This is a genomic window from Nitratireductor arenosus, assembly GCF_009742725.1.
GTDB lineage: Bacteria > Pseudomonadota > Alphaproteobacteria > Rhizobiales > Rhizobiaceae > Mangrovimarina > Mangrovimarina arenosa.
Window position 1 is genome coordinate 71,121 of record NZ_WPHG01000009.1, and the last position, 20,685, is coordinate 91,805.

The window sequence follows — 20,685 nt, forward strand, 5'->3', positions numbered from 1 at the left end:
CGAAGGCACACGAGATGCGCAGGCTCGCGACAAGCAGACTCACGAGCATCACAGCTATTTCCCGCGCGCCGCGCGAGAAATCCGGAGCGAAGGGGAAGCGCGATATTTCGCTGCGGCGGCTCGCCCGCGATGACCTTGGCGCGTCGAACGGCTGAGACCGAATCCGGAGCGCACGCAGCCCACCCTGAATCATCCGCAATAGATAATCTTGTCCTTCTCAAGTCGCGATATTTCATCGTCGCCGATGTTGAGGATTGAATTGAGGATGTGCTTCGTATGCTCCCCAAGCATGGGGGGGCTGATGGTGTACTCAATTTCTGTCTGAGAGAATTTGATCGGATTGGCCACGAGCGGCACGGTCTTGCCCGTGGTGTGGGGAAGATTGATCTGCAATTCGCGATGGACGACCTGCGGATGCACGAATGCCTGGTCGAGTCGGTTGATCGATGCGCATGGTACGCCGATGGGTTCGAGAAGCGCGATCCAGTGCTCGGTTGGTTCCTGGGCAAGGCGTTCGGCCACGATCGGGATCAGAGCGTCGCGGTTTTCCAAGCGATCCGTGTTAGTGATGAAACGGGGGTCGTCGCAGAGCACTTGCAGCCGGGACGCCGTGCAGAACTTCCTGAACTGCTGGTCGTTCCCCACCGCAAGCACGAATGACCCGTTGCTCGATTTGAACACCTGATAGGGCACGATGTTCGGATGGGCGTTTCCATATCGGCGCGGCGGCTTCCCCGTGGTCAGATAATTCAAGTTCTGGTTGGCCAGAGCGGCAAGCTGGACATCAAGAAGCGCCATGTCGATATGCTGGCCCTCGCCCGTCCGCTCGCGATGCAACAACGCCGACAGCACACCTGTTGCGCTATACATTCCGGTGAGGAGATCGGAAATCGGGACGCCGACCTTCTGAGGGCCGCCGCCGGGCTTGTCGTCCGCCTCGCCCGTGATGCTCATCAGCCCGGATATGGCTTGGATGGCCATGTCGTATCCGGCTACGTTTTTCATCGGGCCGGTCTGGCCGTATCCCGTAATGGAGCAGTACACGATGTCCGGCTTTATGAGCCGGAGCGCTTCATAGTCTAGCCCATACCGTTTCATGTCGCCGACTTTATAGTTCTCTATGAGAACGTCGGTCTTCCTGACCAGAGATCGAACGATGTCCGCGCCTGCTTGCGTGGCGATGTCCACGCAAATCGAGTGCTTGCCGCGATTGGCGCTCAGGAAGTAGGCACTCTCGGTTGTTCCATCAAGATGCGGTGGCCCCCAGTGGCGAGTGTCGTCGCCGGTGAACGGGCGTTCGATTTTCCAAACCGTCGCCCCTAGATCGGCCAAGAGCTGCCCGAGCCAAGGGCCCGCAAGAATCCTCGATAAATCGAGAATATGGTATCCGCTTAACGGTCCTGCCATATCAACAACCCACATTCGAGATTAATAGCTTCTTTACAGAAGCTGTGGGTAATGCGTAACTGGAGTTACCAGATTGGTCAATCCAATTTTGGCGCCCACCCATCCGGGGCAATATCAAATCCACGTCGCAGACATTGACGAAACTGCGAATCTGGTCTATCCAAATTGGTCTACAACAAGGCCGCCGGGAGGGCGGCCTGCGATGCCCGCACTGGGGATCACGTTTAGGGAGGTTTTGCTGCATGGCGCGAATATCGCTCCAAAATGTCTCCAAGTCGTTTGGTGGCGACCAGGGCCCCTGGGCCGTTAATAAATTCTCCCTAGAGGTAGAAGACGGCGAGCTCGTTGTTTTTGTCGGTCCTTCGGGATGCGGAAAATCGACGACACTGCGGATGATCGCTGGCCTCGACGACACCACGTCGGGCACCATCACGATCGGCGGGCGGGATGTCACCGGTCTGCCACCGAAAGATCGCAATGTTGCGATGGTCTTTCAGAACTATGCGCTGTATCCGCAGAAGTCGGTCTACGACAACATGGCGTTCGGCCTACGGGTGCGCGGTGAAGCGAAGCAGGAGATCGACCGGCGCGTGAGGGCTGCAGCGGCCAGCCTAGACCTCGAATCCCTGCTCCACCGCAAACCGCGGCAGCTTTCGGGCGGGCAGATGCAGCGTGTGGCACTCGGGCGTGCGCTCGTGCGGGACCCCGATGTTTTCCTTCTGGACGAGCCGCTTTCCAATCTGGATGCGAAGCTGCGCGTCAAGATGCGGGAAGAAATCGCGACGCTCCATGCCCGTCTCGGGGCAACGATGATCTTCGTGACACATGACCAGGTCGAAGCAATGACGCTTGGAGACCGTATCGTGATCATGCGCGATGGCCTGATCCAACAGGCTGGGAAGCCTCTCGAACTCTACGATCGGCCTGCAAACACGTTCGTAGCCGGGTTTATCGGTTCGCCCGAAATGAACCTGATCGACGGGCAGTTGTCCGACGCAAGCGGGCGGCTCGAGGTGCGATCGGGAGACCTTTCGGTAGGCATACCAGAAAAGACCTTCGCCAGGAGCGGACAGAACGTGACGCTTGGAATCCGGCCCGAGCACCTCGTCATCTCTAACGGCTCGCCGCTTGAGATGACCGTGAACTTGGTCGAGCAGATCGGAGCGCAGACTTATCTCATGGGCACGCTGGCCGGCCATAAGATGCGTGCCGTCCTCCAGCGTCGTGATGAAATCCGCGCCGGTGACAAACTCCCTATCGCCTTCCCGAGTGAGCGGCTTCACCTGTTCGACTCCACTAGCGGTGCGTCGCTGCGGATGGCGCAAACGGGCGGCAAAATCGGCGTAATGGAAAATGCGTAATGGCCCTCTGCGAGAGCGGCGGGTCAGGCTGACACTGCGCCCCTGGACCGTGGGGGCGTCACCGGACTTCAGCAGGAGCTCTGTGTCGCGTGCTAACGATAGCACCTCTGGAGCGTCATAAAGGAGGGTCAACGCTATACTCGATACCGGCGACGTTAATTCTTGGCATTTGGCTTGAACTGACAAGTTAACAAGGGAGGAGCAGGAAATGAGCATTTACATTCCAGGTAGAGGGAGAATGGCGGTAGGCTTGTCCGGCATGACCCGCCGCAACTTTCTTAAATCCGCTGCCGCCGTCGGAGCAGCAAGCCTCGCGGCGCCTGCGGTGGTGCGGGCCCAGTCCGGCGTCACGCTTCGGTTTCTCAACAACGAAACTTCGGTCGCTAGTCAGGCGGCCCTGAAAAAAGCGTGCGACGACTACGAGAGCAAATTCGGCGTCAAGATAATCGTCGATTCGAGCCCCATTAGCGGCACGATGCAAAAAGTGATGGCGGCGGTCGCTGCCGGCCAGCCCTATGACATCATGACTTCCGGGTTCATCGCTGGAATCTTGGAGTATATTCACGCCGGCGCCATCGTTCCGGTGACCGACCTGGTCAAAAGGTATGACTGGGGCAAGAAGGCCGCATGGGAGTATCAAGGTGAGAACTGGTACTATCCGTTCGATTACAACCTCGTCGTAAATTATTACCGGAAAGACCTCTATGCCCAGAAAGGTCTGAAGATCCCGGAGACGTGGGACGACTTCTTGAAGAACTGCCAAGCGCTTACAGTCGTTAATGGTGGAAATATTGACGTCGGCGGCTGTGTCATACCTCTTGCAAGCGACGGCTCGACCAACTGGGCGAGCTTCGGAAATATGTTCGCCGAAGGCGCGGAGCTCTTTGACAAAGACTGGAATGTCGTTTTCGACCAGGGCGAGAATGCTGATCGTGCCACGCGCTTCTTGGATCTCTATGGCGAGTTGTACAAGACGATGCCGCCCGGCATGAACGCCGTGAGTTACGCTCAACTAATGAGTCTCTTCGCCACCGGAAAGGCGGCACACAGTGTCTATTCTGGTCGGTTGGTCGAAGCGCTTGAAGCGACTAACCCAGAACTCGCCGATAAGTACGGAATATTCCCCTCGCCTGGTAGTACCGGTCAAAAGGCCCTTTCGTATGCTTTTGACGGCTTCTGCGTAGGGAAGTCGAACCAAAGCGAGGAGGCGATAAAGTTCCTTCAGTGGTTTGCAGAAGAGCATTACGTCGATTGGCTGCTTTCAGCATGGATGAACAACCATCCGGCGCGCCTGGACATCTATGAGAACGAGCGTTGGAAGAGCCATCCCATGATCAAGAAGCATTGGAATACGATGATGACGATGAAGTCCTACATTGAAAGCGACAACATCAAGATCATGGCAATCGACACCAGCGGTCCTTCGATCGATATGCGCGCTTGTAACGTATTCAACGCGAATGTCATGCCGGAAATGCTCCAGCAGAAAGTCCTCGGCAACGCCTCGTCGGCTGATTGCGTCGCCGCGACTGCGCAACGCATTCGCTCCGTCATTTAACTGCAGATCGGGGCGGCCTCCGCCGCCCCGATCGTTCGTCCAAGGGATGATTCTTATGGTTCAGGACCGGCGAATTGTTGCATTGTTTATTGGCAGTATCTCGCTGCTCGCATTTATTATTGGCGGCCCGTTGATTTACGCGGTTATGCTATCATTCTATTCGGCCCGTTCGTTTATGAGCGAACCCGAGTGGGCCGGCCTGAGCAACTACATCAAGGTATTGCAAGATCCTCTTTTCTGGAATTCGTTGACGAACGGCCTCACAATCGCGCTTTCGTCGATTGTCCTGCAGGTAGTTCTGGGCGTTGGTATAGCGATGGTGCTTAACAAGCGCTTTCTTGGCCAGACCGTTGCACGTTCGATCGCTATTCTTCCCTACTTCCTGCCGACAGTTGTCGCCTGCCTAGTGGCCCAATGGGTTCTCGAGCCAAATTACGGATTGGTAAAGAGCGCTCTGGCATCCATCGGTGTTGGAATGCTCGATTGGAGTTCTCACGCCTTCACGGCCAAAGGCACAATCATACTCGTCAGTGTGTGGTTGTGGACACCTTTTGTCGTAACCTGCGTTCTAGCTGGTTTGCAGACGATCCCAACGCAACTTTACGAAGCCGCTCGCGTCGATGGCGCCGGTGCTTGGACGCAATTCTGGCACATCACGATACCAGGCTTACGCTCGGTTCTGATCGTGGTCATCCTTCTGCGTGGCATCTGGATGTTCAACAAGTTCGATCTGATATGGCTTTTGACAAAAGGCGGGCCGCTCAACCAGACAGAGACCTTGCCTACCTTAGCCTATCGGAAGTCGTTTATTGAGTACAACCTGGGCGGGGGCGCCGCTGTGGCAACGATCTCCTTCCTCCTGCTCTCAGGCGTCATTCTCATCTATCTGCGCCTGTTCCCCATCGATGATGCAAAGCAAGGGCGATAAGAAATGAAGAGCCATGTCGAGCGATTGCCCGTTGATTCCAGTCGCCAGATACCTGAGCGCGAACCGATTCGTCCGAGATCGTCGCTGCAACACGGGAGCAAGGTTCAGGAAAGCACTTTCTGGAAACCATTCAAAAAGCTATCGGCAAAAATTGCCCTTTATGCAACAGTACTCGTTATCTGTCTTTATTCACTCTTTCCGATATACTGGATGATCATTTCGAGCCTAAGGCCCGCGGAGCGCCTTTTTCTCGATACATCTCTCGTTTTCTGGCCGCCGGACCTGACGTCTTACGTCTCCCTCTTCCGGCAGACGAATTATATCGTCAATTTTCTGAACAGCGCTCTGATGGCGGTTGCGACGATTACCGTCTCCCTCGTGCTGTCGGCATTTGTCGCTTACGGCGCCACCCGGCTGCGCTTTCGGGGCAAGACTATGCTCGTTGCATCGATGCTTTTTGCCTACATGTTCCCACCCCTCATGCTGGCCATCCCAATGGCGGCAGCTTTCCGAACGATCGGCCTCACCGACACACTGTGGGGGCTGTTGATCGCCCATCTCGCAATTTCGCTGCCGCTGGCGGTGTGGTTGCTCTGGGGTTTCTTCAAGTCAATGCCGTTTGACCTTGAGGAGGCTGCGATGGTTGACGGCTGTTCTCAGTTCGAAGCGTTCATCAAGGTCGTCTTGCCATTGTCCGCTCCCGGGCTCATCACTGTCGCCATCTTCTCGTTCCTTCTCTCTTGGGCCGACTATGTGTTCGCGCTGATACTTATTATGAGCGACCAAAGAAAGACGCTCCCCGTTGCTCTGCAGTCGTTGCTCGGCGCGCATGATTTGCGTTGGGGTGAAGTCTTGGCCGGCGCTTCGCTGATAGCTCTGCCTTTGTTTGTAATATTTATCTTTTGCTATCGGTACTTCGTCGCCGGGCTGTCAGCGGGTGCGGTGAAGGGATGATCCCGTCAAAAAGCGGAAGATCGGTCGCGTTTTGACCTGGATTCCAAAAGCATCACCATCGGGAGAAGGTTTATGGCGAGCTACGACTATATTATCGTTGGTGCAGGTTCGGCCGGATGTGTTCTGGCAACTCGCCTGAGTGAAGACGCTAATGTGAGCGTATTGCTGATTGAGGCGGGCGGGGGGAAGTCGATGTTTGTCGATATGCCCGCCGGAATCAAGGTTCTCTATACGAGCGGTCGATACAACTGGCGGTTTTGGACTGAGCCGCAGCAACATCTAGACAATCGCCGGATCTACATCCCAAGAGGGAAGGTCATTGGAGGGTCGTCATCGATCAATTCCATGATCGCTATGCGCTGCAACCCGTGGGACTACGATTCGTGGGCGTCTCGGGGCATGCCTCAGTGGAGCTTTGCCGCGATGCTCCCCTATTTGCGCAGGATTGAGGATGCGAGCCTGGTCGCTGAACCTGATAATGGAACGCGTGGGCACACCGGGCCCATTAAGCTTTCCTACGGGCCACGGCGCCCGACCGCACAGGCGTTTGTCGACAGCCTCCTCGCCGCCGGTTTACCAGAGAACCATGGATTCAATGGACCCTCGCAGATAGGCGCAGGTTTCTACGAACTTACGATAGCAAATGGAAAGCGGTCCGGCTCATTCAAGTACCTGGAACGCGCCAAGGGACGCCCGAACCTCACCATCCTCTCCAATAGTCATGTTCGTCGCATTAACGTTGAAAGAGGTGGTGCCCGTGGCATCGTCCTGGTCCAGAACGGCCGCGAGAAGACGATCAACTGCGATCGAGAGGTTCTGCTGACGGCAGGCGCGATCGGTTCGCCGCAGCTTTTGATGCTGTCTGGTATTGGGCCTGCTGATCATGTGAAGTCTTTCGGCATCAAACCCGTTCACGATCTTCCGGGCGTGGGTGAGAATCTTCAGGACCACCTGGACCTCGCGGTTCGCTTCGAGTCATCGCAACCGACGACGTTGACCCCCTATATGGGCCTCCTGAGGGGCGGCATGGCCGGCGCTCGATATATTCTCAAAGGCGATGGTCCGGCCGCTTCGCAGGCCGTGGAGGCGGGAGCGTTTTGGGGCCCTGACCGATCATCTCCGTTGCCGGAGTGGCAGGCACACTTTGCCAACGTCCTCCGCAATCCGCCGGCCGGCGAGCGTATCGCTCACGGTTTCGCTGTTCGCGTATGTCAGCTCAGGCCACAAAGTCGCGGTACGGTAAGATTGCGAAGCGGAGACCCCGCCGTTCCACCGGCGATCGACCCGCGTCTTGCTTCCGAACGTGCAGACCTCGAGAGCCTGAGAGATGGCACGCGCGATATGTGCGATATGATGATGCGCGGACCACTCAAGAACTTCATAAAACGTCCGTTGGATGCGGAAGTGTTCGGCAATCTCTCCGAGCAGGAGGCTTTCCTGCGAGCGCGGGCCGAGACGGTGTATCACCCCGTAGGGACCTGTCGCATGGGCGCTGACGATGCATCGGTCGTGGACCCGAGCATGAAAGTCCGCGGTGTTGATGGTGTACGGGTGATCGACGGTTCGGTGATGCCAACGCTTCTAAGCGGCAATACGAACTTGCCGATTATGGCGATCGCCGAAAAAATCGCTGACGAACTCATTCACGGCGAAAGCGTTTCGCGTGATCACCCGATCGCTGGGGAGATGCTTGCGCACGGGCGCCACGCGCCCTCCTCCTGAAAGCCTCCGTTTATCGTCCGAGGAACGCTGTAGCGGTGCGAAAAGCGCCCAGGCTGTTTTCGCAAATTTTTTGAACTCGCAGGGTACGATGGCCGATTTTGATGTTGACTTGGCAGTAATTGGTGGTGGTTCAGGCGGGGTCCGCGCCGCACGGGTCGCTGCTAGCTATGGAGCCAAGGTCATCGTTGCTGAAGGAGATCGGGTCGGCGGCACCTGCGTTATCCGTGGCTGCGTACCAAAAAAGCTTATGGTCTACGCTTCAGATCTCCAGAAAGAGATCGGGAACGCGGCTGGCTTCGGATGGTCGGTCCCCCCAGCAAAATTCGATTGGGGAGTATTGACGGCAAACAGAAACAGGGAAGTCGCCCGTCTCGAGATGGCATATACGTCGACGATCGAACGTTCGGGAGCGCGCCTAGTGAAAGAGCGCGCAACGTTCCAAGACGCACGCACCTTGCGTCTTGCCAATGGGGAGACGGTGCGCGCTCGAAATATACTTATTGCCACTGGCAGCACGCCGAACCACGGGGAGGCAATACCTGGCATCAAGCATGTCATCTCGTCCGACAAGGTCTTTGAGCTTCGTGAACTGCCGCAGCGGATCCTAATTCAAGGAGGGGGCTACATTGCGGTTGAGTTCGCATGCATATTCGCCGGTCTCGGTTCGAAAGTGACCTTGGTTTGTCGCAGCGACAACATCCTGCGCGGTTTTGATGAAGACGTAAGGGCACATGTTCGTCGTGCTCTGGAGGAGCAGGGAATTCTGGTCGTCACTTCCTGCTGGATCAACAGGGTTGACAGGATTGACGAAAGCAGCGGGCTATTGAAAGCTAGTCTTTCAAACGCTGAACAGCTCGTCGCAGACCAAGTCATGTTTGCGATCGGACGAAAGCCCAACACGCAGGACCTAAATCTCCAGAATTCTGGCGTTGCGCTAAGCCCTGACAGCGGCGGCGTCGCGGTCAACGAGAACTCGCAGACCAATGTGCCCCATATCTACGCGGTCGGCGACGTGACAAACCGCGTAAACCTTACCCCTGTAGCGGTGCGCGAGGGCCAGGCCTTTGCAGATTCGGTATTTGGCGAGCGTCCCACGCAGGTCGACTATGCGGATATCCCGACTGCGGTTTTCTCGCGTCCGGAAGTCGGATCCGTTGGGCTATCAGAGGCACAAGCCTGTGCCCTGTTTGAAAGGGTGGACATCTACAAAACGGATTTTCGGCCCATGAAGGTCGCCCTCTCCCACAGCTCCGAACGAATGATGATGAAGCTCGTCGTAGATGCAGATTCCGGGAGGGTTGTCGGCTGCCATATTGTCGGATCAGGCGCGGCGGAGATCATCCAGGCGGTTGCGATTGCGATAAGAATGAAAGCCGTAAAGGAGGACTTTGATGCAACAATGGCTCTTCATCCAACAGCGGCGGAAGAACTTGTCACGATGCGGACACCGACCAAGCGCTGCGTTCGATAATGCATTTGTGTAGTCAGTCGGACTCTTCTCGCTTCACCTCAATGCGCTGGGAAGACCATGCTGAGGCGGTCGAACTTCGGTCTTAGGGGTGCTCGCAGCTCTCATCTTTGCTACCATGAAAGCTAATAACGGCTAATCACATGAACAGCCCCTCTAACCGCGTGTGGATAATAGTCAACGATGGATTCGAAGGCGTTGCGATAAGCTATTTGGACGCCTCAGCTGCTGGCAACTTCCAGCAGCCTTCAACTCATCCATTTTCACTCGTGAGAACAATTCGTCGATTTATAAGCAATTTATGTCGATCAGCATTCACGAGGACATATTAGCACATGCCTCTGTCGAGCTACGCATTTCCTAATCGAAGTGCTCTGACTCAACCGCAGCACTCTGAATAGCCACAGGATCTCGGAGGCTCCATGTGTGGATGTATATGGACCCCGCCCAATTGCAACAGTCGGCTGGATCAGGATCGATGGTCACAACTGCCGATGTATATCCGGCTGCGTGATGCGGCTGGACAACGTCTTCGCCGCGAGCCTCGATGGGTTTTCGCCGCTTCCACCTCAAAGCCCCGATGACATTGGTTAACGCCATGCCGGTCCACACATCAGGTTCTGGAAGCGACGGGGTGACCGTTTCGCCATCTCCTGCCATTGGCTGCAATTGGCGGGGTGGGACCTCCTTTAGTTATTGGCCGCTTCTATTCAGGCCGCCTTCACCGACAGCGCGGCCCCTTTGCGGAAGTCGACCGGCGTGCTCGCAACATAAACCGTCACGCCCGAAGGGATGCTTGAGTACGTTCAGCTGGCGTATCTGGTCTGGTCGGTGCAGGTGCGCCAGCGGACGCAGCTGATCGACGCTTTGCGCGGGCATCTTGCCGAACGCGGCATCATCGCACCACAAGGTCCGGCTCACCTGAAAACCTTAGCTGCCGCGATTGATGCCGCCGAACCAGCGATGCCCCAACTGGTCCTCGACGTTGGTCGCGTATACCTCGAGCAGGTCGACCGGTTGAGCCGCGAAGATTGGAGAGCTGGAGAAATCCTTCGCCGCGAAGCCCCACGCGGGGAGGATACACCCACCTTCGGACCACGCCGGGAATTGGCCCGATCACGGCCATGGCGGTGGAAGCGTGTGCGCCCCCAATGGCGACCTTAAGCGAGGTCGCGACTATAGCGGTGGCGCAGTTCGGAGCGTGATCTGCTCCGAGAGCCATTGACTGAGAAAACTGGATATGCCAAATTGGTCAAACCAGATCGCGATGTTTTCCCAAACGATGCGCACCTGGATGGTTGGACGTCGAAAATCTCGAAGGAGGAAGCGCCGTGGCGAAGGAAAAGAGCGGCTACTATGGCACGCGAAGGAAATTCTGGTCGTGGGGATATGAAGGTGAAGATAACTCCCAGGACGAAATCCGTACCATGCGAGACCGCGTGGAGCAGCGGCTTGGGATTAAGGATATCGAAGTTCTCTCGGACCCGACCCTTGATGAGATTGAACTTTATCCGTCGCGCATAAAGATCCCGCGAACGCTGGAAGATTTCTGCACCACGGAAAAGTGGGACAGAGTTGTCCATACCTACGGTAAGGGTTTTAAGGACATGACCCTTATCTACCGGCGCGATTTCAAGAAGGCTCCGGACGTCGTGGCCTATCCGCGCGACGAAGAAGATATTGCCGCCATCTTCGACTGGTGTGGCGAAAACGGCTATGCATGCATACCGTATGGCGGTGGATCGAGCGTCACAGGAGGCTTCTGGGGTCCCGAGCGCGACGCCTTTCCCGGCGTGGTCGTTATTGACCTGGGCAACCTCAACCAGATTCTCGAAATCGACCCTGTGTCACGCTGCGCGCGGATCCAGGCAGGCATTCTCGGGCCGGCTCTGGAAGAACAACTGAAGCCGCACGGCCTCACCCTGCGCCATATTCCGCAATCGTGGGAATTCTCATCGCTGGGCGGCTGGATCGCAACCCGGTCGTCCGGTCACTATGCGACCCATCTCACGCATATCGACGACATGGTGGAAAGCCTGCGCGTCGTCACGCCAGCGGGGACGATCCAGAATCGCCGGCTGCCTGCCTCAGGTGCGGGACCAAATCCGGATCGCATGTTCATCGGGTCTGAAGGCACGATGGGCATCATCACTGATGCATGGATGCGTCTGCAGGGGCGTGTGAAATTCCGTGCGAATGCATCGATCTCCTTCAAGTCGTTCTATGAGGGTGCCAAGGCCGTCCGTCAAATCACCCAAGCGGGACTGTTCCCGGCGAACGCTCGCTATCTCGACGAGCAGGACGCCAAATTCTACGGCGCTGGAGACGGCACCGATTCCGTCTTGCTGCTGGGCTTCGAATCCGCCGACCATCCGGTGGACGCATGGCTGGAGCGTGGTCTCGAAATCTGCAAGGACTTCGGTGGCGTCGTGAAGCAGCGCGCGGGAACAGCAGACAACGCGCTGGAAACCAGCCGCAGCGGGCCGCAGGGTAACTGGCGGCACCAGTTCAGGTATCTGCCCCGGCTGATGCATACGCGCGCTGCGATGGGAATCGTGAGCTTCACGTTCGAAACCGCCTATACTTGGGATCGGTTCGAAGAAGTCGATACCGAGATCATGCGTCGCGTGCGAACGGCCCAGAAGGAACATCTTGGCGGTGGCATCGTCTGCCGCAGGTTCTCCTTCCTGTATCCGGACGGTCCGGCTCCATACTACTCGATCATGGCTCCTTCGACACATGCCAACAGCCTCGAAGCCTATTCGATGCTCCACGACGTGGCGTCGGACGCCCTAATAGAGCTCGGCGCCACCATCACGCACCATCATGCTGTCGGCAAATCGTTCCGTCCTTGGTACGACAAAGAAGTCGATCCGTTGTTCCGCCGTGTGCTGGCAGCCGCCAAGACCGAGCTGGACCCGAAGTGGATGTTGAATCCTGGGCTGATCGTCGACAAGCCCACAGGGCTCAAGATCGTCGGATAGGGGTTCTTCAGCGATGATTGATCTATACTTCTGGCCAACCCCCAACGGGTATAAAGCCGCTATAATGCTTGCAGAGCTGGACTTGGAGTACCGTGTTATTCCGGTTGATATAACCGCAGGAAAGCAATTTGAGCCGGAATTCCTGAAGATCAATCCAAACAACAAAGTGCCGGCCATCGTTGACCACGATGGCCCGCACAACAAGCCTTACGCTGTTTTTGAATCGGCGGTTGTTCTACTCTATCTTGCGGAAAAGTCCGGAAAGTTCCTTTCTCAGGATCCGGAAAAACGATACGATACGCTAAAGTGGCTTGTGTTTCAGAATACCACGATGGGCCCAATGCTGGGCCAAGCACATCATTTCATGGTGTATGCGACTGAGAAGATCGATTACGCCATCGAACGTTACGACCGGGAAGTTGGTCGAATATACAACATTCTCGAGAAGCGCCTTGCCGAATATGAATATCTCGCCGGCGAGTATTCTATCGCTGACATCAGCACATTCCCTTGGGTTCGCACGCGGAAATTGCATCGACGCGACCTGTCGGAGTACCCGAACATTGATCGTTGGTACCAGGCGATCAAAGACCGTCCGGGGGTTCGTGCGGGCATAGACACATTGTCCGACAGCAAGCAGTGGGAAGCGAAGCCGGGCACCGACGCTTGGAAGAATATGTTCGGAAAGAACGGCAGTTCGTAACAATCACACAAAATCCTCCCAGGCGTCAGGCGCGGCGGTCTATTCGTCGCGCCTGAGGCCGCGTGGCGGCAGTTGATGTAGGGCGGTCCCTATGGGGCTGGCGCAGGATCTTGGAAATTTTGCGCGGCCGAAAAGCCGTTTGAAATCGCCCAATACGTGACCACGAACTCGGCTGATGGATCCACTATCTACTTGACAGCCGGTAAATTGGATGACCAAATTGGATATACCAATTGTCGCGCAGGCTATCAGGATTTGGGGAAATTGAGATGGATTTTTTGGCCGAGCTGCCTCGTCGCATTCATATGATCTTGGAGGAAGGGGCAACGTTCGGCGACTCCCGTATCGCCTTTACAGATGAAAACGGGATTGATTGGTCCTTCCGCCGGCTGATCGACACGGTCGCAGCTGTCTCTGATGAAATGCGACAACTCGGGGTTCGGCAGGGTGATCGGGTGATGATCATCTGCGAAAACTCGATCAGGGCTGTGGTTCTAATGTATGCAGCAAGCCGGTTGGATGCATGGGCGGTGCTAGCGAATGCCCGGCTCAGCAAGCATGAACTTGCCCTTATTGAAGAGGATTGCCAGCCGCGGCGTATATTTCGCACCGATTCCAACTTGTCTGCACAAAATGCGGACGACGGCAATGCTGATGTTCGGCTCTTTACTGATATCGGCGCCGTAACGGTTGGTCCATTAAATGAGAACAGCCAGCCGGAAGAAGTTCACGAAGGATCCGCAGAGCAAGTCGCCGTTCTGATCTATACTACCGGGACCACGGGGCGCCCTAAGGGCGTCATGCTTAGCCATCGCAATTTGATTTTCGTCTCAAGCAGGGGAAGACGAACACAGTCTCTCGCTCCCGATGATGTCGCCCTGTGTGTCATGCCGATATCTCATTCGTACGGGCTCGTGTTGATGCAAGGCATGTTGTACGCTGGCGCGCGTATGAAAATTATGCCACGATTTTCACTACAGGAGGCCCTAGATGCTGTTCGCAGCGGAGAGTTGACGGTTTTCAACGCCGTTCCTGCCATGCTGACACGGGTGGTGGCACATGTTGAACAGACGGGCGAAAAGCTCACGCCAAATAACCTCCGGTACGTCTACACGGGCACCGCGCCGCTCGACCTGTCACTACGTAAAAATGTCGAACGGCTTTTCGGCGTGGTCTTACAGAACGGATACGGATTGACTGAAACGTCGCCGACGATCAGCCGGTCTCACTATTCGATTGGCACCGACGACATCCATATTGGTCCACCGATAGAAGGGGTCGAGATCCGGATCGTCGGGCCTGACGGTCTCGATGTCCCAGAGGGAAAGCCGGGAGAATTGCTGGTCAGGGGCCCCAATGTGATGTTGGGATACTATCGCCAGCCGAAAGCGACCGCCGAAGTTATCGACGAGGATGGCTATCTTCACACAGGCGATATCGTCAGTCGCAACGAACGCGGCGAACTGGTTATTCAAGGCCGATCAAAGGAATTGATCATTCGCTCCGGCTTCAATGTCTATCCTCCGGAAGTCGAAGCCGCCCTGAATGCACATCCCAGCATTCTAAATTCTGCCGTGCTCGGACGTCCTGTTGAGGGAAATGAGGAAATTATTGCCTTCGTTGAAATGTTGCCTGAACGGCAGTGCGAGGTGGATGAGATTAAGTCCTTTCTGAAGAGCCGCCTTGCCCAGTATAAGCTGCCGCAACAGATTATCGTTATGCACGATTTGCCGGTCGCTCCGAATGGAAAGATAAAGAAGAACGACTTGAAGAAATATCTCTAGATAGTTTGAGCTGTCGGTTCGACACTTCCTTCCGAAGCGCTCTGGACCATGAGTCCGACCCATATAGTATCTCCGACAAGGTCCGCAATCCCGCAAAAAACTCGATATGGAGAACCCGCCTCGCCATGACAACCTTGCATGCTAACCTGATCGATGGAGCTTGGGTCGAAGGCGAAGCCGCGCCGAACATTAACCCCTCCAACACCAACGAAGTCGTCGGCACCTATGCGCGTGCTACTCGAGCTGACTCCCAAGCCGCGATCGCCGCCGCTAAACGTACGTTCCCGACATGGTCGCGCACGAGCCCTTTGGAGCGTCACGCGGTGTTGCGCAAGGCGGCAGACGAAATTCTCGCCCGCAAGGACGAACTCGGCCGACTTTTGTCGCGCGAGGAAGGCAAATCGTTGGCCGAAGCAGTCGGCGAAACGATTCGTGCGGCCCAGGTTTTCGATTACTTCGCGGGCGAAACGCTACGGCTGGCCGGCGAAACGTTGCCCTCTGTGCGTCCGGGTGTCGTGGTGGATGTGACGCGTGAGCCGGTCGGCGTGATCGCTATCATCACGCCGTGGAACTTCCCAATCGCCATTCCGGCGTGGAAAATTGCGCCGGCGCTCTGCTACGGCAACACTGTGGTATTCAAGCCGGCTGATCTCACCCCTGGCTGCGCTTGGGAGCTGGTTGACATTCTCCACCGCGCCGGGCTGCCAAAGGGCGTACTCAATCTCGTAATGGGCCGTGGTTCGGTCGTCGGCCAGACCATGCTCGATAGCCCCGACGTAGATGCGATAAGCTTCACAGGCTCAGTGGAGACCGGCCGGCGTGTGGCGGCCTCCTGCGTCGAACACGGCAGGAAGTTCCAACTCGAGATGGGCGGTAAGAATCCGCTGGTCGTGCTCGATGATGCGGACCTCAACGTGGCGGTCGACTGCGCCGTCAACGGTGCATACTTCTTAACTGGCCAGCGCTGCACGGCTTCCTCACGGCTGATCGTCACCGAAGGCATCCACGATCGTTTTGTCTCGGCAGTTACCGACAAGCTTAGGAGCCTCGTCGTCGACGACGCGCTCAAGCCGGGAACGCAGATCGGTCCGGTGGTGGACGAGAACCAACTCAGTCAGGACGAGAAGTATATCGCCATTGGCCGTGAGGAGGGCGCTAAGCTGGTGTGTGGAGGCGAAAGGCTGAACCGTGAGACGCCCGGCTTCTTCTTGCAGCCCGCCTTGTTCACCGAGGCAACCAATAATATGCGCATCAGCCGCGAAGAGATTTTTGGTCCCGTCGCGGCGGTAATTCGTGTCAAGAATTATGAAGAGGCGCTGGAGACCGCGAACGATACGGCATTCGGCCTGTCCTCGGGGATCTGCACGGCCAGCCTGAAACATGCGACGCACTATAAGCGCAATGCCGACGCCGGCATGATTTTTGTCAATCTGCCCACTGGCGGCGTCGACTTCCATGTACCGTTCGGCGGCCGCAAGGCATCGAGCTTCGGCCCTCGCGAACAGGGCCGCTACGCCGCCGAGTTCTACACGACCGTCAAAACGGCCTATACGCTGGCCTGACGGGCTAATGCCGGTCCGCTTACCAGCCCCGAGGTGCCCGCGCCGTGACGGCTTCGCCCATGGCGCAGGTCGCTGTAACGATCCCGCCGGGGCGACCTTGCCTCGCTCGGCCGCGCGAGAGTCGAATAACACCTGCCGCGATTGCCAGGCAGGTACTGGCGGCGCCAATTACTCAGGGAAGAAGCAGCTCGTGCAGCTGGAACGCTTCGTGAGGTCGAAGCATGCTCGGGATCTGCCAAATAATGCACTCTGCGATACTACGAGGTCGGCGCCTGAACTAGAGCAAGAGATGTTCCCACGGGCCTCCTAGGAAGCCGGGATAGCGGGTCAACCACCAGTTCCTGCTGTTCGATCAGCCGGCGAAAATTCTGCTTGTGGACCAGACGGCCAGCATGCGCCTACACCGCGCGCTGCTGCAACTGCAGCAGCGTAAACTGCGGCGGCATCAGTTTGAACACGCGTGATCTGGTCGAAAAGCCAGTCGTTTCGGCCGTCTGACTCTAGAGGAATTCGCCCGATGCAAGCCTTCACCTTCAATACGACCCCCTCGATCGTCTTCGAAGCCGGTTCGGCCAAGCGCTTCGGCGCGATCGCAGGCAAACGGCTGGGCCCGACGGTGCTGTTCGTGACCGATCCGGGCCTGCGCAAACTCGGCCTATGCGATGCAGCCATCGCGTCGCTGGAAAGCGTCGGAGCGTCGGTTGCGATTTTCGATTCCGTCGAAGCCGATCCTTCGCTGGCGACCGTGATGAAGGCGGTGGAAGCTGGTCGTTCAGCCGGCGCGACCGGCGTCGCCGGCTTCGGCGGCGGCTCGTCGCTCGACGTGGCGAAGGTGGCCGCACTTCTTCTCGGCTCCGGCGAAGACATCGACGGCGCCTGGGGCGTGGCGCAGGCGAAGGGACCGCGCCTGCCTCTGGTGCTGGCGCCCACGACGGCAGGAACAGGCTCGGAAGTCACCCCGGTTTCAATCATTACGGTCGGTGACGAGGAGAAGCGCGGCGTGTCCAGCGCCATCATCCTGCCGGACATTGCGGTGCTCGATCCGGAATTGACGCTGGGCCTGCCGCCGGCAATCACCGCAGCCACCGGCGTCGACGCGATGGTGCACGCAATCGAAGCCTATGCCTCGAAGAACGCCAACAACAATCCGCTGTCGAAGATGCTGGCCAGACAGGCCCTGCAACTCATCGGCGCCAATATCGAAAAAGCGGTGCTTGACGGCAAGGATGTCGAGGCGAGAGGGGCGATGTTGCTCGGCTCCATGCTCGCCGGCCAAGCCTTCGCCAATTCGCCGGTGGCCGCCGTCCACGCGCTTGCTTATCCGATCGGGGGGACGTTCCATGTTCCGCACGGCCTCTCGAACGCGCTTGTCCTGCCGCATGTCCTGCGCTTCAACGCGCCCGACGCCGCCCATCTCTACGCCGAGATCGCCACGGACGCTTTCCCGCGTCTCGCGGGGGAGGAAGGTGTCCAGGGGCGCTGCGCGGCGTTCATCGAGGAACTGGCCTCGCTATCGAAAAGACTTGGCCTGCAGCCGCGCCTGCGGGATGTCGGCATCGGCGAAGAGCATCTGAAAAAGATGGCGGCGGATGCGATGAAGCAGCAGCGGCTGTTGGTCAACAATCCGCGCAATGTCTCGGAGCCGGATGCGCTCGCCATCTATCGCGCGGCATGGTGAGACGATGAGCGAGCGGTCTTCACCCACGTCGCGCAATGCCTACAACGCGTTTCGCACAATCACCACGCGCTGGATGGAAAACGACATCTATGGTCACATGAACAATGCGGTGCATTATTCGCTGTTCGACACTGCGGTGAATGGCTGGTTGATCGGCGAGGGCCTGCTGGACATCCATGGCGGCGACCAGATTGGGCTCGTCGTCGAAACCGGGTGCCGCTATTTTTCTGAACTTGCTTTCCCCGATAAGGTAACGGCCGGTATCCGCGTCGCCAGGCTCGGAACGTCCTCCGTTCGCTATGAGGTTGCCCTGTTTCGGAATGAAGAAGAGATCGCCGCGCTGAAGGCTTCTTCGTCCACGTCTAGCTAGGGAAGGAGGTCGGCAACGCCCCTCACTGTGCGGTGAGAATACCGGCACCAGGGAGACATCTCCAAGACGCCGTCAGCTTGTCAGCAATCAGTCTGCTTGCCGTCCCCGGTCCCAGCAATCGCAGAAGCTACCCCACGCTCCAGTTTACTCGGAATGGCGCTGTTGTAGGGGTCAGAACAAGCACCGCAATCAGATCCACGTTCACTTCGTGGCCCTGGTCCCGTTTTCTGGTTCTCCTCAGTGTTTTTGGAGGGAGTATCTTCCATTGCGTACGGCTTGTGTCCGAAGCCTCCGTCGAGGCTGATTGGTTCAACTTCCGACGAACGTGGACTGCCCCCGACCAGCCGTCAACGTCTCCGGCGACATGAAGTTTTTGTTCTTCGCATCTGCACAAAATTGTGCCAAACGCCCTCAGGCGGTTAACGTAAGGGAAGGAATGCCATGAGCGCGACAGGTGAAGTGAAGGCCCTGACGCCCCCCGATATCGTGTCACACAAGGGTGGGACGCCGCTGGTTTGTCTCACTGCCTACACGACACCGATGGCGAGGCTTGTCGATACCACCTGCGATATCGTGCTTGTCGGTGACAGCGTTGGCATGGTGCTGCACGGCTTGCCGTCCACGCTGGGCGTCACGCTCGACATGATGATCATGCACGCACAAGCGGTGCGCCGTGGCATCGAGCGGGCACTGATGGTTGTGGACATGCCGTTCGGGTCCTATGAGGAAGGGCCCGAACAGGCCTTTCGCAATGCCGCCCGGCTGATGGCCGAGACCGGCTGCGCCGCCGTCAAGCTCGAGGGCGGCGAGAGTATGGCGGAGACGATCCAGTTCCTGGTCGCGCGCGGCATTCCGGTGATGGCGCATGTCGGCCTGACACCACAGGCAGTCAATACTTTTGGCGGCTACAAGGTGCAGGGGCGTGGCAACGATGCGGAACGCATCTTGCGCGATGCCGACGCGGTTTCAAAAGCCGGCGCGTTTGCCGTTGTGCTGGAGAAGGTGCCGGAAGCGCTCGCTCGCAGGATTACCGCCGACATTGCCATCCCCACCATCGGTATCGGCGCCTCGTCAGCCTGTGACGGCCAAATCCTGGTGGTCGACGACATGCTTGGCATGTTCACGGACTTCCGGCCGAAATTCGTCAAGCGCTACGCTGAACTCGGGGAGCGGGCACAAGCCGCGATCGCAGCCTACGCAAACGAAGTGCGCGAGCGGCGCTTTCCAGGTGCAGAGCATGTCTTTGGCGATCAGCCCAAAACGATCAAGGGTGGAGAAGCGGCATGAATGTCCCGATTGTCAGGGCCGTGGCGGATCTTCGCACGATCGTTGCGGGATGGCGTCGCGAAGCAGCCAGCATTGCTGTGGTGCCCACTATGGGTGCCTTGCATGAAGGGCATCTCAGCCTGGTGCGTGCCGCGCTCGAAAAGGCCGACCGGGTGATCGTGACGCTGTTCATCAATCCAAAGCAGTTCAACAGCGCAGCCGATCTTGCCGCCTATCCGCGTACCGAGGTGGAAGACGCTGCAAAGCTGGCGCCACTGGGTGCGCATCTGCTTTACGCGCCGGACGCTGCTGAAATCTATCCGGAGGGTTTTGCCACCGCGGTTTCGGTCGGCGGCGTCAGCGAGGGCCTGTGCGGCGCGTTTCGGCCGGGTCATTTCGATGGCGTCGCCACCGTCGTCGCCAAACTGTTCCTGCAGACCGGAGCCGATCTCGCGTTTTTCGGCGAGAAGGATTTCCAGCAGCTTCATGTGGTTCGCCGCATGGCGCGGGATCTGGACATTCCGATCACCGTCATCGGCTGTCCGACAGTCCGCGAAGAAGACGGGCTGGCGCTCTCTTCGCGCAACGTCCGGCTCTCACTGGCGGAGCGACTGGCTGCACCGAAGCTCGCGTCGATTCTGCACACAGCAGCCGGACAGATCGCCAACGGAGCGCCGGTCAGCCTGACACTGGCTGAGGCGCGCGCTGCCATCCTTTCGGCAGGCTACCGGGAGGTGGAATATCTGGAATTGCGAGCAGACGCCGATCTTCGGCCTTTGAACGCACTTTACTGTCCCGCGCGTCTGCTGGTGGCCGCCTGGCTCGGCAACACACGACTGATCGACAATGTCGAAGTTGTTCCCCTGCTGTCGCTTAGCAGTTAACCGAAAGAATGCGCCGGTTTGGTTCGGGTTGACCATTTAATCATGAGAATATGGGC

General features: G+C 57.6%; 15 protein-coding genes and 1 pseudogene. 14 read left to right on the forward strand and 2 right to left on the reverse strand.

Annotated features, from left to right (window positions below):
• Positions 1-189: 189 nt before the first annotated feature.
• A complete protein-coding gene (locus GN330_RS22410; protein WP_156715834.1) occupies positions 190-1,407 on the reverse strand; it encodes a CaiB/BaiF CoA transferase family protein in 1,218 nt (405 codons plus the stop codon).
• A gap of 242 nt (positions 1,408-1,649) precedes the next feature.
• Here GN330_RS22410 and GN330_RS22415 point away from each other — a divergent pair, with 242 nt between their 5' ends.
• The 10 genes from GN330_RS22415 to GN330_RS22460 all read left to right on the forward strand — a co-directional run bounded on the left by GN330_RS22415 (position 1,650) and on the right by GN330_RS22460 (position 16,431).
• Complete coding sequence (locus GN330_RS22415) at positions 1,650-2,768, forward strand: ABC transporter ATP-binding protein (RefSeq protein ID WP_156715794.1); 1,119 nt, start codon at positions 1,650-1,652, stop codon at positions 2,766-2,768.
• 208 nt (positions 2,769-2,976) lie between these two features.
• On the forward strand, positions 2,977-4,326 hold the full coding sequence (locus GN330_RS22420; protein WP_156715796.1) for an ABC transporter substrate-binding protein: 1,350 nt from the start codon (positions 2,977-2,979) through the stop codon (positions 4,324-4,326).
• Positions 4,327-4,381: 55 nt separating this feature from the next.
• Positions 4,382-5,254, forward strand: coding sequence for a carbohydrate ABC transporter permease (locus GN330_RS22425; protein WP_156715798.1), 873 nt, complete (start codon positions 4,382-4,384; stop codon positions 5,252-5,254).
• A gap of 3 nt (positions 5,255-5,257) precedes the next feature.
• Positions 5,258-6,208: a carbohydrate ABC transporter permease gene (locus GN330_RS22430; protein ID WP_093037037.1), complete on the forward strand. Its 951-nt coding sequence runs from the start codon at positions 5,258-5,260 to the stop codon at positions 6,206-6,208.
• 72 nt (positions 6,209-6,280) lie between these two features.
• The gene (locus GN330_RS22435; protein ID WP_156715800.1) at positions 6,281-7,930 is read left to right on the forward strand and encodes a GMC family oxidoreductase; all 1,650 of its coding nucleotides are present in this window, start codon (positions 6,281-6,283) and stop codon (positions 7,928-7,930) included.
• A gap of 88 nt (positions 7,931-8,018) precedes the next feature.
• Positions 8,019-9,401: a glutathione-disulfide reductase gene (gorA, locus tag GN330_RS22440; RefSeq protein ID WP_156715803.1), complete on the forward strand. Its 1,383-nt coding sequence runs from the start codon at positions 8,019-8,021 to the stop codon at positions 9,399-9,401.
• Between the two features lie 1,328 nt (positions 9,402-10,729).
• Positions 10,730-12,382, forward strand: a complete 1,653-nt coding sequence (locus GN330_RS22445; protein ID WP_093037046.1) for an FAD-binding oxidoreductase — start codon at positions 10,730-10,732, stop codon at positions 12,380-12,382.
• 13 nt (positions 12,383-12,395) lie between these two features.
• Complete coding sequence (locus tag GN330_RS22450; protein WP_093037049.1) at positions 12,396-13,085, forward strand: glutathione S-transferase N-terminal domain-containing protein; 690 nt, start codon at positions 12,396-12,398, stop codon at positions 13,083-13,085.
• Between the two features lie 269 nt (positions 13,086-13,354).
• Positions 13,355-14,869, forward strand: a complete 1,515-nt coding sequence (locus tag GN330_RS22455; RefSeq protein ID WP_093037052.1) for a class I adenylate-forming enzyme family protein — start codon at positions 13,355-13,357, stop codon at positions 14,867-14,869.
• A gap of 125 nt (positions 14,870-14,994) precedes the next feature.
• Positions 14,995-16,431, forward strand: a complete 1,437-nt coding sequence (locus GN330_RS22460) for an aldehyde dehydrogenase family protein (RefSeq protein ID WP_156715805.1) — start codon at positions 14,995-14,997, stop codon at positions 16,429-16,431.
• 332 nt (positions 16,432-16,763) lie between these two features.
• Here the strand turns inward: GN330_RS22460 and GN330_RS24245 are convergent.
• Positions 16,764-16,898: pseudogene (locus GN330_RS24245) on the reverse strand (NrtR DNA-binding winged helix domain-containing protein); the annotation flags it as partial.
• Positions 16,899-16,948: 50 nt separating this feature from the next.
• Between GN330_RS24245 and GN330_RS22465 the strand changes: the two are divergent.
• The 4 genes from GN330_RS22465 to panC all read left to right on the forward strand — a co-directional run bounded on the left by GN330_RS22465 (position 16,949) and on the right by panC (position 20,629).
• A complete protein-coding gene (locus tag GN330_RS22465; RefSeq protein WP_156715807.1) occupies positions 16,949-18,109 on the forward strand; it encodes an iron-containing alcohol dehydrogenase in 1,161 nt (386 codons plus the stop codon).
• Positions 18,110-18,113: 4 nt separating this feature from the next.
• Positions 18,114-18,479 (forward strand): acyl-CoA thioesterase, encoded by a 366-nt coding sequence (locus tag GN330_RS22470; protein WP_156715809.1) that lies wholly within the window; start codon positions 18,114-18,116, stop codon positions 18,477-18,479.
• A 441-nt stretch (positions 18,480-18,920) separates the two neighbouring features.
• Complete coding sequence (panB, locus tag GN330_RS22475) at positions 18,921-19,766, forward strand: 3-methyl-2-oxobutanoate hydroxymethyltransferase (RefSeq protein ID WP_156715811.1); 846 nt, start codon at positions 18,921-18,923, stop codon at positions 19,764-19,766.
• Complete coding sequence (gene panC / locus GN330_RS22480) at positions 19,763-20,629, forward strand: pantoate--beta-alanine ligase (RefSeq protein WP_156715813.1); 867 nt, start codon at positions 19,763-19,765, stop codon at positions 20,627-20,629. Before panB ends, panC begins: the two co-directional genes overlap by 4 nt.
• The last annotated feature ends 56 nt before the right edge of the window (positions 20,630-20,685 follow it).

Bases quoted from the DNA above. Each gene is read 5' to 3' on its own strand.
- GN330_RS22410 (WP_156715834.1), bottom strand. From the start codon at position 1,407: ATGGCAGGACCGTTAAGCGGATACCATATTCTCGATTTATCGAGGATT.
- GN330_RS22415 (WP_156715794.1), top strand. From the start codon at position 1,650: ATGGCGCGAATATCGCTCCAAAATGTCTCCAAGTCGTTTGGTGGCGAC.
- GN330_RS22420 (WP_156715796.1), top strand. From the start codon at position 2,977: ATGAGCATTTACATTCCAGGTAGAGGGAGAATGGCGGTAGGCTTGTCC.
- GN330_RS22425 (WP_156715798.1), top strand. From the start codon at position 4,382: ATGGTTCAGGACCGGCGAATTGTTGCATTGTTTATTGGCAGTATCTCG.
- GN330_RS22430 (WP_093037037.1), top strand. From the start codon at position 5,258: ATGAAGAGCCATGTCGAGCGATTGCCCGTTGATTCCAGTCGCCAGATA.
- GN330_RS22435 (WP_156715800.1), top strand. From the start codon at position 6,281: ATGGCGAGCTACGACTATATTATCGTTGGTGCAGGTTCGGCCGGATGT.
- gorA (WP_156715803.1), top strand. From the start codon at position 8,019: ATGGCCGATTTTGATGTTGACTTGGCAGTAATTGGTGGTGGTTCAGGC.
- GN330_RS22450 (WP_093037049.1), top strand. From the start codon at position 12,396: ATGATTGATCTATACTTCTGGCCAACCCCCAACGGGTATAAAGCCGCT.
- GN330_RS22455 (WP_093037052.1), top strand. From the start codon at position 13,355: ATGGATTTTTTGGCCGAGCTGCCTCGTCGCATTCATATGATCTTGGAG.
- GN330_RS22460 (WP_156715805.1), top strand. From the start codon at position 14,995: ATGACAACCTTGCATGCTAACCTGATCGATGGAGCTTGGGTCGAAGGC.
- GN330_RS22465 (WP_156715807.1), top strand. From the start codon at position 16,949: ATGCAAGCCTTCACCTTCAATACGACCCCCTCGATCGTCTTCGAAGCC.
- GN330_RS22470 (WP_156715809.1), top strand. From the start codon at position 18,114: ATGAGCGAGCGGTCTTCACCCACGTCGCGCAATGCCTACAACGCGTTT.
- panB (WP_156715811.1), top strand. From the start codon at position 18,921: ATGAGCGCGACAGGTGAAGTGAAGGCCCTGACGCCCCCCGATATCGTG.
- panC (WP_156715813.1), top strand. From the start codon at position 19,763: ATGAATGTCCCGATTGTCAGGGCCGTGGCGGATCTTCGCACGATCGTT.